This is a genomic window from Niastella sp. OAS944 (assembly GCA_024809215.1).
GTDB lineage: Bacteria > Bacteroidota > Bacteroidia > Chitinophagales > Chitinophagaceae > Niastella.
The window spans coordinates 24714-41132 of record JANUBW010000006.1; the positions used below are offsets into that span (position 1 = coordinate 24714).

A 16419-nucleotide genomic window follows, 5' to 3' on the forward strand; every position below is an offset into this window, starting at 1 on the left:
TGATAAACTGAGGGCAAAATTAAAATCGTATGCAGGTGTGCCATATACCGGGCAACAGGTAATTTGAACTACTGGTTTTCCGGTATTTTTACCGGGTATACAGAAAGGTTGGCAAATGCTGTTATTTTTGAAACTTAAACATCGTGCAAACGGACCAATAGCAATGAAAAAAGCGTTTTATTCAATCCTGTTCTTTTTTATCGTACCCATTTGTAACGCACAGCTTGTTTATTCACTCGATGATGATGCAGGGCATGTGGCACGTATGGAGAAAGAGGCTGCGGCCACTATTACCGATAGCGCAAAGGCGTATGCGTATCTTAAGTTATCATCTGTTTGCCGGCTTATAGGTGATACCAATAAGATCAGGGATTATCTCAATAAAGGTATTGCGTTGAGCAAGCCCGGTTCATTTACCGACGCTGCCAGCTGGTTCTACAAAGCGCAAACACTATATGCCAGTCGTAATATTCCTGCAATAGAAGCGTGTTTGTTGAAAGGCGATTCAGCCCTGCAGCCTTTTACGCATAAAGAAGCGTATAAGGTGCGGGGATATATTATGCATGCCTATGGCACTTTACAACAAATGAAAGGAAGTGAAAAAGATGCCATGGTTGTTTTTGTGAACAGGGCATTGCCGCTGGCCAAACAATCGGGCGATGCATTTTTAATAGGGAATATAGAGAAGGCAATTGCTACCGTTTTTATGAATGCCGACCAGCGCACCGATGCGGCAGCCTATTTAACAAAGGCTATTGGTCATATTGAACAATCCGATGTAAGTAACCCGGTGCGTATTGAAACGCTTGTAGAAGTGTATGTTTACGCAGCTGAAAATTACGTTTACAATCATCAGCCCGATTCAGCAAAACCCAATCTCGATAAAGCCAGTCGCATTCTGGCGTCGAAACCCAATTCAAACCTGTACCTCACGTATTATTATGCCGAAGGTATTTGGTTCGATCGCAATAAACGTTACAACGAAGCGGTGAATAGTTTTGATAAGGCCATAGAATTAGGAAAGAACGATCCGCGGGCTGTTTATTCCATTAACCGGTTAAAGGGCGCCAAATACAAATCACTGATCGGTAAGAAGGATTACCAGGGTGCGCTGGCAGTTTTGCACGATTTGTTGGCCAGTCCTGTGGTGTTCACAACCGATAAAAGGATCTTTTATAAAGATATGTCTGAAACGTATGCTGCGGCTGGTAATAAAAGCGACGCATATACCTGGGCCGCTAAATACATTCGGTTAAGCGATAGCTTAAACGATGCAAAATTTCAGAACGATATCATAGAACTGGAGAAGAAATACAATAATGCCGAGAACCAGAAAAAGATCTCATTGCTGCAGGCTGCCAATGAAAAGGCGGCGCTTACATCGCGCAACCACCAGTTGCTTGCCTGGTCATTGGCCGGGTTTAGTATCTTAATGCTGGCATTGGCGATCTTAGGATGGCTGTATTACCGCAATTCGCGCAAGCTGGTTGTGCAGAAAGAATTAGGCCACCAACAACAGTTGAAAGATATTAGTCAGCAACAGCAATTGAAACTGGCTGCGGCCTTGCTGCAGGGGGAGGAACGCGAACGCAAACGCCTGGCCGGCGACCTGCACGATGGGCTGGGCGGTATGCTGGCCGGGGTAAAGATCAATTTGTCGCGTTTGTCGCCCATGTCGCAAACAGAAGTGTTTACAAAAGACCTGCCGGTGATCATTAATCAGCTCGACAGGTCGGTTAATGAATTACGGCGTATAGCCCGTAATATGATGCCGGAATCGTTGCTGAATTCGGGTTTGGAAACGGCCCTGAAAGAAACCTGCGAGTCGTTTGTAACGCCGGCATTGAAGGTAGATTTTCAGGCGTATAATGTAGAAAAAGACATAACGCAGGATATGCAGGTGACTATTTTTCGCATTGTACAGGAACTGCTGGCAAACGCAGTGCGTCATGCGGCCGCATCTTCGATATTGGTGCAATGCAGCCAGAATGAAAATGCGTTTTATATAACTGTGGAGGATAATGGAAAAGGCTTTAATGCAAGTGAGATCAACGTAGGAAAAGGAATAGGGTTGACGAATGTAAAGAACCGGGTCGATTACCTGAAAGGAACGCTTGATATTGAATCGGCACCCGGTATTGGTACAACCATAAATATTGAATTTCATGTTAGCTGATAAAAAAAAGATAACCATTGCCATTGTAGATGATCACCCCATTGTGCTCGAAGGGTTGCAAAAGGTATTGATGCAGGCATACGATTATGTGAGTACCATCTGTTTCAGCACGGGTGGTGAGTTCCTTAACTATATTAAAAAGGCCGGCAGTGGGTCAGATATTGTGATGCTCGATATTACCCTGCCCGATATAAATGGAATAGATCTGTGCAGGGAAGTAAAGACGCTTTCGCCGGCTACCTGTGTGCTGGCGTTCAGTAATCACAACGAGCGCAGCACTATTATGAAGATGTTGCATAATGGCGCCAGTGGTTATTTGTTAAAAAATGCCGGCGCCGATGAAGTGGTAGCCTGTATCAATGAAGCGCTCGACGGTCAAATTGCCTTGAGCCGTGAAGCAAAAGAAATTATGGCCAAACCCAGTGCCCGCGACCTGCAGGTACTGCCGGCGCTCACTAAACGCGAAAAAGAAATTTTAAAACTGATAGCCGATGGGCAAACCAGCGCCGCCATTGCGGGGCAGTTACATGTTAGTCCGCTCACGGTGGAGACCCACCGCCGCAACCTGATGCAAAAGTTCAATGTTAAAAGTATGACCGCGGCTGTCAAGGTGGCTATGGAGAATGGGTTGATGTCTTAATGTTCAGCGATTGATCATTCATGATATTGTACCACCTTCCCTTATGCGGTTTTCTGCAATCGCTATTGCCCGTTATTTTCTATGCATTTTTGGTTAGCGCCGGCGGTATAATAACCCGGTCGGCAAGGGGAGTTGATGACCTGGTAAGTGATTTAAGTGCATTCGGATATCCTGAAACGCCGTTACCTACAAGCATTGATGCAATGGGTGAGTATGTGCCGCCGGCCGGTCACCCCGACGAGCTTTATTTCAGGCAGGTTTGTGGCGGGTACAAAGATGCGGAGCCCGATATTTATTGTTGATCAGCGTTGGACGATCACTACTGCAGACGGGTATAAATATCTTTTTGGCACCACCGAAAAAAGCAGGTCTTCCAAAGAACAAAATTCAACCGCGCTGATTAAAGCAGTTGAGGCTTTATTGCAGTCGGTTCAGGCAAACATTACAGAAGTAAATGATAAAATCAAAAGATTAAGAAAATAAAAATGAAGCTCAGTTTTTTGTTTCTATTTATAACGGCTGGCCTTTTAAATGGCTGTACGTTTAATTGTGAATCCTATTTGAAAACGAATATAGAGCCATTGGTTATTAGTGGTGTGGTTGTTAGTAAAAAGAAAGCCGAAACCGGTTGTTTTGGGATAATTATATTAAAGAATCATAATAAAACCGACACATTAAAAGATATATGTTATTGTGTGCCTGAATCGCAGGGGCTATGGAAGTATGTAGCTCCCGGGGATAGTATATATAAATCATCAGGCTCGTTGGTTGTAGAAGTTTTCCGTGAAAAGGTAACAACGAAGTTTGATTATCCTTGTTGTAGCAGGTGATAATTTCATCTATCTGTAAAAAAACTGTTTGCACACATTGGTATATTTGGGACGAAAAAGGCAATCTAAAGAAAACTGCCACTTTTCTGTGTGGTAAAGTGGATAAAATTAAAGAATATGAATAATGAAGGGGGATAGGGTTTATTTAAAGGCAAGGGCGGTACATGAAAAAATGTATATATCGCCTGGTCAAATTAAAGAAGAGGACGGGAGAAATATTTATAATGAATATTTTAAGTTGCTTAAAAGGGCAGCATATTTAGGTCATGCTGACGCTCAATATGATTTGGGACAACAGTATGAAACAATGAACTATTTAAGTTTAGAAAACCCAAATTATAATCCAGCGAAATGTATTTATTGGTATACAAAGGCCAGTGCACAAGATCATGCTGCGGCTTGTAATAATCTTGCATCGTTTTATGAATCGGGAGAAGGTTGTGAAAAAGATGTAGAAAAAGCTTTAGCATTATATAAGAAGTCAGCCGATTTGGGTGATCCTCTTGGTGAGAAAAATTATAAAATCATGAAAGGCCAAATGCGGTAGAGATTCACCGCCCCAACCTGATGCAAAAGTTCAATGTTAAAAGTATGACCGCGGCTGTTAAGGTGGCTATGGAGAATTGGTTAATGTGAGTATATTCGTTCTATGGTCAAAATTTTGGGCAGGTCACTTGGCATTCTGCAAATTGTTGCATTCTTGTTTTTTGTATTCAACCTGGGTATTCTTTTACTTGCGCTTGGTAGTGTTCACAATGTGCCAAATAGAACATACATGGTATTGGGGATGCGGTGTATAGGTGGGGTAGTGGTATTGTTGGGTTGCAGGTTTGGGTTGTATGTGATGGATAGAAAGGTTAATCAATATACTAATATGTTATTTAGAGTTATCCTAATCAGTTGTTCATTTTTATTGCTTCTAAGTTGTGCATCAAATGGCGGATTGGAAACATGCGATTCATCTAGACTACCGGAAACTGCATTTTCTGTTCAGGATGATAATTTCATTGCTGGGGCCCTTGAAAATGAATTGACCTGTAAGCATATTGATAATATGTTTAAAGACGTTCAACGGGCGTATAAAACCTCAAAGAATAAGTTTGCCGAAGGAGTGTTTGATACGGTGGTTACCTATAAGGCAGGTTGTGATACGGTATCTTATTTATCAGCAAAGCAAAATTGTTTCCCATTGTATCTGAGTATCCAGTCTGAGCGCATGGCATTGGATAATGGAACAATTAAAATAGGGTTAGACAAGGCGAAATTTGCAGAGCGGTTTAAGTTAGGGAAAGAACCTGGCGATGTAATAAAGATCACTGAACTTGAATCGGCCAACGAGTTGATTTTTATATTTAGCAACAACAGGCTTGTTCGCATTGTTTACAATAATTTGTATGTTGATTAAGTGCCATTTGTTTATCAATTTTAAGTTGCTTAAAAGGGCAGCATATTTAGGACAAGGCAAGGAATGATATTGGTGGTGAATTAAAATTCTCCCCTTCAATAAACCAGGATGAAATTGAAAGTCATTTATATTTTGTTGGGATGTGTAATGTTTTCAAGTTGCATAAAAAAGCACAAGTTCACCACAGAAGTTTGCGAGCATACATTATACGTGGAAACCTTTAATGTAAACCCGGCAGGTGTTGATGCAGATTATATCACCGATTCTGTAAGTTTTAGATTGTATGTTGGCAAATTGGATAATGAACATGAGCTCTATCGCTACTCGTGTTCAGGCGATAGTTTATTGATTCGGAAGTTCGCAGATATTGATACTTCCAGTGCAAGACAGGTAGTTGAGACCAGGGTCTTTCGTATAAATGAGCTAAAGTCAAAAGGCAGGTTCGAATAAGGAGCTTTTTTTGTCAATATCGGTAAACAACCTGTTAGCACACGCTACCATTCACCACATACATTGCGTTAATTTTAGCTTTCACCAGCTTAAATTAACGCAATGCTTTTTTGGCGGGTTCCCCTAATAATATCTTTTCTTGTTGCCGGGCTACAGGATGCAAACGCCCAGTCATTACCACTATTTCAGCCAACCAGGGACGAAGTGCTCAATGCCTATAAATCTGCTTCGCTGCTCGATTCCCTGGCGAAGAATGCCATCCTGAAAGGAAACATCAGGGCACACTGGCAACCCGGTAATAAAAGCTTCTGGTACCGAAATGTGCTGGCCGATAGTTCGCGGGAGTATTGGCTGGTGGATGCAAAGACGGGAACAAAAACAAAGATCACAGATACAACAAAGCTGCTACCCACCAAAGATAATGGCATCATCTATGGCGGTATTAAAAGCCGCTGGGAACGGCAGCGCCCCTCCGATAGCCTCTCGCCCGATAAACAATGGATAGCCTCCGTAAAAGCCGGTAATGTATTTCTGCGGGCTGCGCAGGGCGGAGAAGCGGTACAATGCACTACCAATGGCGATACCACTAACTCTTACGGACATATTCAATGGTCGCCCGATAGCAAACACCTGGTAGTGTTTCATGTTTTTCCGGTTGAAGAAAAACCGGTGTATTATGTGTTGTCTTCAACTGATACTTCTTTTCGCGGTGTGTTGAAATCGCATGAATATGCCCAGCCGGGCGACCCCTTCACTGGTTATGAAATGTTTACCATTAATGTAACTGATAAAAAGCTGGTAAAGGTAGAAACGGAACTATACAACTTTCTCGATTATCCCTGGGTGCACTGGCGCACGAACGATAATAACTTCTTTACTTTTGAAAAGGCCGACCGTGGACACCAGCGTTTCCGTATAATTGAGGTGAATGCAAATACAGGTTCTACCCGTAACCTCATCGAAGAGCAAACGAAAACCTTTATTTTCGAAAGCCGCATCTTCTCCTGGTACACTGCCAAAACAAATGAGGTCATCTGGAGCAGTGAAAAGGACGGTTACAATCATCTTTACCTGGTAGATGCCGTTAAGGGCGGCGTCAAAAACGCCATTATCCCGCGCGGGAGCAACTGGGTGGTGCGTAAAGTGGATAGCATAGACGAGACCAAACGCGAGATCTGGTTTCAGGCCAGCGGTATGAACCTCGGCGAAGATCCTTACAACATTCATTATTACCGAATCGGTTTTGATGGCAGGAACCTGGTATCGCTCACGCCGGCCAATGCCAGTCATTATTGCACCTTCTCTCCCGATCGACAATACTTTATCGATAACTATTCCCGCCCCGATCTGCCGGCTGTTACCGAGCTCCGGCGCACTGCTGATGGAAAACTTATTGCTGAAATAGAACAGGCCGATATAAGCGCTTATCTTAAACTGGGCATCCGCATACCTGAAGTGTTTGTGGCCAAAGGCCGTGATGGCCTCACCGATATCTGGGGAATAGTATGCCGCCCACCTAATTTCGACAGCACTAAAATGTATCCCGTTATTGAGAATATATATGCCGGTCCACAGGATGCGTTTGTGCCAAAGCGTTTTATGAACTATGGCGAAATGCAATCCATGGCCGCGCTTGGTTTTATAGTTGTTCAATGCGATGGTATGGGCACCGCCAATCGCTCCAAAGCTTTTCATGATGTGTGCTGGAAAAACCTGGCCGATGCCGGTTTGCCAGATCGAATCCTTTGGATAAAGGCCCTCGCAAAGAAATATTCTTATATTGATACATCACGCGTTGGGTTGTATGGTACATCGGCGGGTGGACAAAACTCCGCCGGCGCCTTACTGTTCCATCCTGAATTTTATAAAGCGGCTGTGTCGAGTTGCGGCTGTCATGATAACCGCATCGATAAACAATGGTGGAATGAACAATGGATGGGCTACCCCGTAGGGCCGCATTATGGTGCGCAAAGCAATATCACCAATGCGGCTAAGCTACAAGGTAACCTGCTATTGATCGTTGGCGAAGCCGATACCAATGTGCCGCCGGAATCTACTTTACGTTTTGCCAGTGCGCTTATCAAAACCGGTAAGGTGTTCGATCTGTTGGTGATCCCCGGTATGGGCCATAGCGATGGCGGGCCGTATGGCAGGTTGAAGAAGAGAGATTTTTTTGTGAAGCATTTACTTAATGTGGAACCGCCGGATAGAAATAATATGAAGTGATAAAGGATTGTGTAGCGATTATAGGAGCGTGTTGCCGGTTACCTGGGCCCGGTTGCCAGGACCTTTATTGCAGCCTGCTGCTAATTGTCGGGAAGCCCTGAAGTTGAGATCCGGTAACAGGAAACCGGAAACTGGTAACTGTGTATTCCCTGCAACCTGCACCTTGTAACCTGTAACTGAAATTTAAAAGTAATAACAACCAATCATGCATATAAAAACCTTATTAGTAACACTGTTACCCCTCATCTGCAAATCCCAGGTAAAAGATTACCCCATCCAACCTGTATCCTTCACCCAGGTAAAAGTGACCGATAATTTTTGGCAACCGAAAATGAATGTGAATGCTACTATTACCATTCCCTACATTTTAGAGATGTGCAAAAAGCATGGCCGCATCGATAACTTTCTGGCGGCGGCGGGTAAACGTGAGAATAAGGTTTGTTCCGAATTTACTTTCGACGATACTGATGTTTATAAATGGATCGAAGGTGCATCTTATGCGCTGCAGGTGGCGCCAAATGCGACTTTGTCGAAATATCTCGATTCATTGATCGACATTATTACCCAGGCGCAGGAGCCCGATGGCTATCTCTTTACCTTTCGAACGATAAAAGCGGCAAAACCGCACGACTGGATCGGCGATAAACGTTGGATTAAAGATTCTATCTTAAGTCATGAATTGTATAACTCGGGTCATATGTACGAAGCCGCGTATGCGCATTTTAATGCCACCGGTAAAAAGAACCTGCTCAATATTGCTTTAAAAAATGCCGACCTGTTGTGTAAAGATTTTGGCTGGGGCAAGCTGGAGATCTATCCCGGTCACCAGATCGTAGAGATCGGGCTGGCTAAATTGTATCGCATTACCGGCAATAAGAAGTACCTCGATCTGGCAAAATTCTTTCTCGATGTGCGCGGCCCTCATGGGGATGCATACAACCAGGCAAACAAACGCGTGGTCGATCAAACTGAAGCAGTTGGACACGCTGTACGAGCCGCCTATATGTACAGCGGCATGGCCGATATTGCCGCGCTTACCGGTGATACGGCCTACCTGAAAGCCATCGATGCCATTTGGAACGATGTGGTGATGAAGAAGCTGTACATAACCGGCGGTATTGGCGCTACCAATAATGGCGAAGCGTTTGGCGATGCGTTTTATCTTCCCAATATGAGCGCCTATGCCGAAACCTGTGCCGCCATTGCCAACGTATATTGGAACAGCCGTATGTTCCTGTTGCATGGCGATGCAAAATATATCGATGTGCTGGAACGTACGTTGTACAATGGCTTGTTGTCGGGAATGTCGTTAAACGGCACAAAATTCTTTTATCCAAATCCACTTGCTTCGGTGGGACAGCATGATCGCAGTCCCTGGTTTTCCTGTGCCTGTTGTATTTCTAATATGACCCGCTTTCTGCCATCGGTACCGGGTTATGTGTATGCACAGAATAAAAATAACCTGTACGTAAACCTGTTTATGAGCAACAGCAGCACCATTAAATTGCCTGCTGGTAAAGTGCAACTCATGCAAACCACTAATTACCCGTGGGATGGACATATCGCGCTTCAGGTAGACGTTGCAAAGCCCACCACCTTTGCCTTACATATTCGTATTCCCGGCTGGGCCGAAGGAAAACCTGTGCCGGGTGAACTGTATAGCATTGACGAGCAACCGCAAAAAGTAACTATAGCTATTAATGGAAAACCGGCAACCGTAAAAGTAGAAAAAGGTTATGCGGTGTTTCAGCGTACCTGGCAAAAAGGAGATAATATTACCGTGGAGTTACCCATGCAGCCGCAGCATGTATATGCCAGTGAGCAGGTAAAAGCCGATGAAGGCCGTTTTGCCATTCAATATGGCCCGGTTGTATATTGTCTTGAAGGTTGGGATAATAAAGACAGTCTTGTACAAAATATTATTGTAGATAAAAATGCACCTATGCAGGTGAGTTATGCCGGCAATGTGTTGAATGGTATCAATCGCATCACCATGCCGGGTACGGGCGCTAAACGACAGTTGAATACAACGGATCTGATCACCAGTGAGCAAACGGTGACCGCTATTCCTTACTATGCCTGGGATAACCGCGGGCCCGGCGAGATGGAGGTTTGGATACCCTATTCACAAGCGGCAGCGCGGCCACAGCCTGCGCCAACCATTGCGTACACCAGTAAGGTAACAGCCAGTATCAGATCGAGAAGTATTATGTCGGTACACGATCAGTTAGAGCCGGCTGATTCAAAAGATAACTCGGTGCCCTATTTTCATTGGTGGCCAAAAAAGAATTCCACCGAATGGGTGCAGTATGATTTTGATAGTGAACATACCGTTTCTTCCTGCAAAGTATATTGGTTCGATGATGGGCCCTGGGGCGGTTGCCGCATTCCTGCCAAATGGACCATCTATTATATGAAGGATGGACAATGGCTGCCCGTAAAAAATGCAACCGCTTATGAGATCGCAAAGGATAAATACAATACGGTGAGTTTTGAGCCGGTTAAAACTACTGCGCTTAAACTGGAAGTACAATTGCCGGTTGATTATGCTTCCGGAGTGCATGAGTGGATAGTGGAATAAACTGTGGCACTGTTGCCGGTTGCCGGTTCCCTGGTACCAGGTCTAAAGTTTAAGACTTCCTGCAAATAATCGGAGACTCTAAAATTTATGCCCGGAAACTGGTATCTGGTAACCGGTAACCAAGCTAAAGCTAATTTGCATGAAACAATTGCTCTTATTCTTCATACTTTTCCATAGCATCGTTACCGTTTCTGGTCAACATAAAGTTTCTATCAAAATAGATGCATCTAAAGTTGCTGCACCCGTTTCTAAAACATTACACGGTGTATTCTTCGAAGAGATCAGTCATGGCGGTGAGGGTGGATTGTACGCTGAGCTGATCCAGAACCGGGGATTTGAAGAAAGCACACTGCCCCACGGTACGAAGCTGGAGAATGGTTTTATTGTGCCGGACCGGTCGCCGCATTTTAATTTGAGAAATAATGAAGCAAGCGATTGGAAAATGGAATGGCCCTATAAAAGCCAGTGGCCCACCTGGCGTTTGTTGAATAATGATAGTAGTGTGGCGCTGGCATTATCTACAGATAAACCATTGACTGCCGCTACGCCGCATTCTATGCAGGTAGATGTAAAAACGCCCAATGTAAATGCACTGGTGAATGAAGGTTTCTGGGGCATTAATGTAGAAAAAGGGGCCCACTATACGCTGAGCTTTTTTATTCGGGTGAGTGATCATTATAAAGGACCGGTTACTGCTTCATTACGATCAGAAAAAGGCGCAATACTCGCCAGTTATACATTTGCTGATTGCACTAACAAAGAGTGGAAGAAATATGTGTGTGATTTAACCGCTACGCAATCAGATCCGAAAGCGCAATTCGTTTTGTCTTTTGGTAGCACCGGTAGTGTATGGCTCGATGTAGTGTCGCTTTTTCCCGCCAAAACATTTAAGGACCGCCGGAACGGACTGCGTAATGATCTCGCTCAATATATTGCCGCACTGCATCCTGCTTTTGTACGCTGGCCCGGTGGTTGTTTTGTTGAAGGAATAAGCGTAGCCAACTCGCCCAATTGGAAGCACAGTATTGGGGAAATAGAACATCGGCGGGCAACGTTTAGTCCGTGGGGTTATTGGAGCACCAATGGGTTTGGTTTTCACGAATACCTGCAGTTTTGTGAAGATATTAATGCTGCAGCTTTGTATGTGATGAACATTGGCGTAAGCTGTGAATTCCGCAGTGGCAATTATGTGCCGGATAGTGAAATAGATTCCGTTCTTACCGATGTGCTCGATGCTATTGAGTATGCAATTGGTCCAGTGAACAGTAAATGGGGTATGCAGCGAAGTTTCAACGGACATCCTGAGCCTTTTCCTTTAAAATATGTTGAGTTAGGAAATGAACAGCACGGGCCACGGTATGCCGCCCGGTATAATACATTCTATAAAGTTATAAAAGAAAAATACCCGCAACTGCAATTGATAGCCAGCATGGGTATTGGTGATGTGAACCGGCATACGCTCGATAGTATGAAACAGGTAGACATTGCCGATGAACATGCTTACAAACCGGCGTATTGGGCTATGCGTAATACCAATCATTTCGATAAATACAAACGGGGCGATTGGAAAATGTATGTAGGCGAATACGCTACCAACAGCGGGGTAGGCGCCGGTAACATGACGGCAGCCTTGTCAGACGCTGTGTATATAATGAGTATGGAACGCAATGGCGACCTGGTGACCATGAGCAGTTATGCGCCCCTGTTGGTAAACGAGCATGATGTTGACTGGCCGGTGAATCTTATTCATTTCAATTCGGCAAAGAGTTTTGCCCGCATCAGTTATTATGCTATAAAAATGATGACCGAAAACCGCGCTACGGTGAACCTGCCTGTGACTACCTCCATTATACCTGCTGTAATTAAAAAGCCGCAATTCAAAGGGAGTATTGGTGTGGCCACCTGGGATACCCAAACCGAATATGCCGATATAAAACTGGTTGAAAATGGAAAGCTGGTGTATGAGAGTAAGAATTTTCCCGGCACCGAATGGAAACAGGTACGTGGTACCTGGACGGCTTCTGACAGCAGCTTACAGCAAAACAACAATGGGCCGCAGTTGTTTGCCAGGTTAAAAAACAGGTCGTTCAATACGTATACACTTACCCTAAAGGCCCGCAAGATCGGCGGCACCAATGCGTTTATAGTGCCATTTGCGGTCAAAAGCGACAGCACCTTATTGCGCGCTCATATCGGTAGTTGGGTGAACAGTCATTGCGTGTTTGAAAGTGTTACCCATGGCGATGAGGTGGCTGATGTTACCAATCAGCAGCGGTTAGCTGCACCCGTAGAGACAGGCCGCTGGTATGAGATCAGGCTTGAGGTAGGGGTAGATAAAGTGGATTGCTATCTCGATGGAAAACTGCTGATGACCTATACGCCGCCGCCCGTATTTTTTGCCATAGCTGGTAAGGACTCCGCCACAGGCGACATCATCATCAAAACTGTTAATGCCGGTTCAGAGCCTATTACTACACATCTCGATCTCGATAATTTAAAGGTTCATTCCAAAGCCAAATTAATTACCCTCTCAGCTCCCAATGGCGAAGCCGAGAATACGTTCGGTAAGGAAATTTATAAGCCGGTGGTGAGTAACATAACTAATATCAATAGCTTAACTTTCAAGCCCTGGTCGATAAATGTTATTAGGCTAAAGGCAAGTGATTGATACTGTTAGCTATTAATAAAACTGCCGCACAGAACCCCTTGTCAACTCGTTCCCGATTGCATCGGGATTAACTTGTCAACTAAAAAGCTAATATCCGTAAACACTCCACCAATTCCCATTAACAACATTTCAGCAACAGAAGGTAGCTTTAATTGTACTAACAACACGTATCATTCACCAAACTATCTGCTATGAAACGATTGACAAGGCCGTTGGGGTTGTTGGCATGGCTATTCCTTTGCTGGCTGCCACCTATGTTTGCACAAACCGGGCAAACTATAACGGGAACGGTCATTGATGAAAAAGGACATCCCGTAATGGGCGCCTCCATCACCGAAAAAGGACAAACCTCCAACGGCGCCTCTACCAATGAGGAAGGCAAATTTACACTTACACTCCGCGGTACTGCAGGCCGCCTTCTTATCAGCTTTATTGGTTATGAAAAACAAGAGGTGCGTACCGGTTCCTCCGTAATGATAATTAAACTCAAACCCGACGACCGCGCCATGACCGATGTGGTGGTTATAGGTTACCAAAGCCAGAAACGGCGTAATGTAACGGCTGCCGTAGCCACGGTGAGCGGGAAGGATATTGCCAATATTCCGCAATCGAGTTTTGATCAAACCCTGCAGGGGCGTCTCACCGGAGTAAGCGTACTTAGCAGCACCGGTGAGCTGGGTGCCAAACCCAGTATTGTGATCCGTGGCGCTACCAATATCGATTACGGTAATGGCAATGGCGGTAATACCGGTCCGCTCTATGTGATCGATGGCGTCATTTACGACGTAAACGCCATCGGCAGTTCTTACAGCAATAGTAATCCGCTCAGTTTGATCAATCCAAATGATATTGAAAGTATCGATGTGCTGAAAGATGCATCGGCTTCTGCCATTTATGGCGCCCGTGCGGGTAATGGTGTCATCATTATAAAAACAAAAAGCGCCCGGCCGGGCAAAACGCAGATCAGCGCCAGTGCGTATGCGGGCGTTACGCTGAAGCCTGCGTTCCGGGATGTGTACATAGGCAATGCCGAACGGGCGTTAAAGCTTCAATTGGTGCACGATCAATTGCCTTATAACAATCTGCAACAGGGACAATTACCCGTACAGGTCACCGATAGCCTGAACCCCGCTTTTAATAACAATGTAGACTGGCAGGGTATGATGGTGCGCGACAATGCTGTGGTGAACAGTCAGGATGTGGCCATTGCCGGGTACTTCGGAAATAATAATTCTTATCGTTTATCAATCAATCATTATAACGAACAGGGCGTTATCAATGGGTTTGGACTGCGAAGGCTGGCGCCGCACCTGCATGTGAACATCAAACCCATAAAGGGCATGAGCGTGGCTACCGACATTATGATCAGTTCTGAAAAACGCCAACATGGGGTAGGAGGTTCTACCGGCGCTTTGTTCAACTCCTGGAGCTTCCCTTCCTCCTTTGTGCAGTTAACACCTGAGCAGGAATCGGTTTTCAAAGGAGATAAAAGTTATTACGACGACAACCGCATCTTTACCATTGTAGGCTCGGTAAACCTGGTTGATACCCTTGTGCGCAATCTTACTTTCAATAGCTATTTCAGCGCAACGAACTATAACGACAAATACGCCTATTTCTCACCACTTGAACTGAACGGGTTGCAGAATACGGCCTATGATATAAATACCACTAACCCTGGCTGGAGTTTCGAAAATTATCTTACCTATGAGAACCGCATCAAAGACCATCATTTTGCCATAGCGGCGGGTACCAGCTCTTATAACAATAAACAGTATTATACCTATGCGTATGCGAAAGGCATCAATGTAACCGGAATAACCACTTTGCAAACGGTGCCTTCTGGCGCTAACCTGTATGCAAGCTCCACTACAAGCCGTAAAACCACGGTATCGTATTATGGTCGCCTGTTGTACGATTATGCCGGCAAATACCTGCTCACTGCTTCTTTCCGGCGCGATGCCAGCAGTATTTACAGTCCATCGTATCGTTGGGGTACTTTTCCTTCGGTATCGGTAGGCTGGATCGCTTCTGATGAAAATTTTTTCGACCCGCTTAAAAAGTATATCAACTTTATGAAGGTGCGCGCCAGCTATGGCGTAACGGGAAACGACCCCGGCAGCTGGTACGCAAAATACCAGGCATTGTATACCGATGCCAGCTATCTGTTAAGTACAACCGGTACACTGGGTAGCTCGGGTAGTTATGTGTATTTGGCCGGAACACCATCAACCTATAATGGTTCGCCGGTGGTATCGCCCTTCCCGTATGACAGTTATATTTTCAATGATGGCGTAAGTAGTAGTGATAACGTGCGGTGGGAGAAATTCCCGCAATTAGATATAGGCGCCGATATAGAGCTTTTTAATAATCGCGTGGGTTTAGTGGTAGACTGGTACCAGAAAGATGCGAACGATAAATATTTCTGGAACATTCCTGCCCAGGTTACTTCGGGCTATGCTTATTACAGCGGTAACTACGTGAATGTGCGCAACCGCGGTTTGGAGATAGGCCTTAATACACGGAACATGCCCAGCCAGTCGAAATTCCAGTGGAATACCAATTTCAATATCAGTTTTAACGACAATTACGTCACCAAACTGCCGAACGGTAATCGCGATTTTCTGTTCGGCCCATCGTGGTTTCAGCAAACATTGACTTATGGCGAACCGCTTTTCAATTACAAAGTATATCAGATAGATGGCGTTTATGCAACCGAGAAGGAAGTGCCGGTAGATCCTATTACCGGTAGAAGGCTCAGTTTTCAGGGCGGAGCGCTTACAGCGGGCGACCCGGCATATGTTGATAACAATGGCGATTACAATATCAATTTCGACGATAAAGTGATTGCCGGCAATCCCATGCCTAAAGTCACCGGCGGGTTTGGGAATAGTTTTTCCTGGAAGGGGTTTAACCTGAACGTGTTTTGCTCGTTTGTGGGCGGACGAAAGATCTTCAACGGCTATCTCAGTGATTATCTCAATGGAAGTAAAATGTACCAATGGTGGGGCAGTGTGAGCGGACCGGCCGCTATCACCAATATGCTCGATCAGTTCTGGACAAACCCCGGCGACCGCACTAAATACCCACGTATGGTGTATCCAAATGGCCCGGCGCTGGACCCCTGGAATATTGCCAGTTCGTATTTCGTGGAGGATGGCAGTTTTGTGCGCGTGCGGAATGTAACGCTTGGCTATACCCTGCCCGAGGGAGTGGTAAAGGGAATGGGATTAAAGCGGTTGAATGTGTACGGTATGGTTGACAATGTGTATACGTTCAAAAAAACAAAAGCGATCCCCGATCCTGAACTGGTTGATCCCACTACCGGATCGGCGAATGTAGTGTATCCAACTGCTCTAAAGTTTACTTTAGGATTGAATGTTGAATTGTGATAATGGTGAGTAATAAGTTGAAAAGTTGATAAAGGTGATGGCGTTGATAGA

At 45.0% G+C, this 16419-nt stretch carries 11 protein-coding genes; all 11 read left to right on the top strand.

What is annotated here, in order from left to right; translation table 11 throughout:
- The first annotated feature begins 163 nt into the window (after nucleotides 1-163).
- The 11 genes from GGD38_RS22850 (at nucleotide 164) to GGD38_RS22900 (ending at nucleotide 16368) form a co-directional block, all read left to right on the top strand.
- A complete protein-coding gene (locus GGD38_RS22850; RefSeq protein ID WP_375301832.1) occupies nucleotides 164-2176 on the top strand; it encodes an ATP-binding protein in 2013 nt (670 codons plus the stop codon).
- Nucleotides 2166-2816, top strand: coding sequence for a response regulator transcription factor (locus GGD38_RS22855; RefSeq protein WP_375301831.1), 651 nt, complete (start codon nucleotides 2166-2168; stop codon nucleotides 2814-2816). Before GGD38_RS22850 ends, GGD38_RS22855 begins: the two co-directional genes overlap by 11 nt.
- A gap of 20 nt (nucleotides 2817-2836) precedes the next feature.
- Nucleotides 2837-3118: a hypothetical protein gene (locus tag GGD38_RS22860; protein WP_375301830.1), complete on the top strand. Its 282-nt coding sequence runs from the start codon at nucleotides 2837-2839 to the stop codon at nucleotides 3116-3118.
- 652 nt (nucleotides 3119-3770) lie between these two features.
- Nucleotides 3771-4193: a tetratricopeptide repeat protein gene (locus GGD38_RS22865; protein ID WP_375301829.1), complete on the top strand. Its 423-nt coding sequence runs from the start codon at nucleotides 3771-3773 to the stop codon at nucleotides 4191-4193.
- A 20-nt stretch (nucleotides 4194-4213) separates the two neighbouring features.
- Entirely contained in the window at nucleotides 4214-4282 is a 69-nt protein-coding gene (locus tag GGD38_RS22870; protein ID WP_375303736.1) for a hypothetical protein, read from the top strand.
- Between the two features lie 238 nt (nucleotides 4283-4520).
- Nucleotides 4521-5051 (top strand): hypothetical protein, encoded by a 531-nt coding sequence (locus GGD38_RS22875; protein WP_375301828.1) that lies wholly within the window; start codon nucleotides 4521-4523, stop codon nucleotides 5049-5051.
- A gap of 210 nt (nucleotides 5052-5261) precedes the next feature.
- Entirely contained in the window at nucleotides 5262-5501 is a 240-nt protein-coding gene (locus tag GGD38_RS22880; RefSeq protein WP_375301827.1) for a hypothetical protein, read from the top strand.
- Between the two features lie 102 nt (nucleotides 5502-5603).
- Nucleotides 5604-7727, top strand: coding sequence for a prolyl oligopeptidase family serine peptidase (locus GGD38_RS22885; protein WP_375301826.1), 2124 nt, complete (start codon nucleotides 5604-5606; stop codon nucleotides 7725-7727).
- A gap of 205 nt (nucleotides 7728-7932) precedes the next feature.
- A complete protein-coding gene (locus tag GGD38_RS22890; RefSeq protein WP_375301825.1) occupies nucleotides 7933-10308 on the top strand; it encodes a glycoside hydrolase family 127 protein in 2376 nt (791 codons plus the stop codon).
- A gap of 139 nt (nucleotides 10309-10447) precedes the next feature.
- Nucleotides 10448-12976 carry an alpha-L-arabinofuranosidase C-terminal domain-containing protein gene (locus GGD38_RS22895; RefSeq protein WP_375301824.1) on the top strand — a complete coding sequence of 843 codons (2529 nt, stop codon included), beginning with the start codon at nucleotides 10448-10450 and terminating at the stop codon, nucleotides 12974-12976.
- A 191-nt stretch (nucleotides 12977-13167) separates the two neighbouring features.
- Nucleotides 13168-16368, top strand: a complete 3201-nt coding sequence (locus tag GGD38_RS22900; RefSeq protein ID WP_375301823.1) for a SusC/RagA family TonB-linked outer membrane protein — start codon at nucleotides 13168-13170, stop codon at nucleotides 16366-16368.
- Nucleotides 16369-16419: the final 51 nt, after the last annotated feature.

Excerpts from the sequence above, each read along its gene's own strand:
- GGD38_RS22850 (WP_375301832.1), top strand. The coding sequence starts at position 164 with ATGAAAAAAGCGTTTTATTCAATCCTGTTCTTTTTTATCGTACCCATT.
- GGD38_RS22855 (WP_375301831.1), top strand. The coding sequence starts at position 2,166 with ATGTTAGCTGATAAAAAAAAGATAACCATTGCCATTGTAGATGATCAC.
- GGD38_RS22860 (WP_375301830.1), top strand. The coding sequence starts at position 2,837 with ATGATATTGTACCACCTTCCCTTATGCGGTTTTCTGCAATCGCTATTG.
- GGD38_RS22865 (WP_375301829.1), top strand. The coding sequence starts at position 3,771 with ATGAAGGGGGATAGGGTTTATTTAAAGGCAAGGGCGGTACATGAAAAA.
- GGD38_RS22875 (WP_375301828.1), top strand. The coding sequence starts at position 4,521 with ATGTTATTTAGAGTTATCCTAATCAGTTGTTCATTTTTATTGCTTCTA.
- GGD38_RS22885 (WP_375301826.1), top strand. The coding sequence starts at position 5,604 with ATGCTTTTTTGGCGGGTTCCCCTAATAATATCTTTTCTTGTTGCCGGG.
- GGD38_RS22890 (WP_375301825.1), top strand. The coding sequence starts at position 7,933 with ATGCATATAAAAACCTTATTAGTAACACTGTTACCCCTCATCTGCAAA.
- GGD38_RS22895 (WP_375301824.1), top strand. The coding sequence starts at position 10,448 with ATGAAACAATTGCTCTTATTCTTCATACTTTTCCATAGCATCGTTACC.
- GGD38_RS22900 (WP_375301823.1), top strand. The coding sequence starts at position 13,168 with ATGAAACGATTGACAAGGCCGTTGGGGTTGTTGGCATGGCTATTCCTT.